Raw genomic sequence first — 236 nt, forward strand, 5'->3', positions numbered from 1 at the left:
AAGGTTTATTTGAAAAAATATATAATAGTCATCTTTGTCATTTACGACAGTAAATGCTGACTTGGAAGTAATTTGTTGACAAAAATATCTTGGTTTGCTCACTTTTATTCTTGTTTGCGGTCCTGAGTGTCCCGTGTGTTTCCTCTTCTTGAGGCTCTGGTAACTCTCCAGGGCCTCAGTGCCCCAGTGGCTGAGCTCTGCTAGGTGGCCCTCCAGCATGCATGAAGCCTGCTGTA

Annotated in this window: 1 protein-coding gene; it reads right to left on the reverse strand. The window is 43.6% G+C overall.

What is annotated here, in order from left to right; genetic code table 11:
• A partial coding sequence (locus tag IEQ44_RS17490) for a hypothetical protein (RefSeq protein ID WP_227487720.1) occupies nucleotides 1-219 on the reverse strand: 219 nt, incomplete at its 3' end.
• Nucleotides 220-236 lie beyond the last annotated feature (17 nt).

The organism is Nocardioides malaquae (genome assembly GCF_015070385.1).
Classification (GTDB): Bacteria; Actinomycetota; Actinomycetes; order Propionibacteriales; family Nocardioidaceae; genus Nocardioides; species Nocardioides malaquae.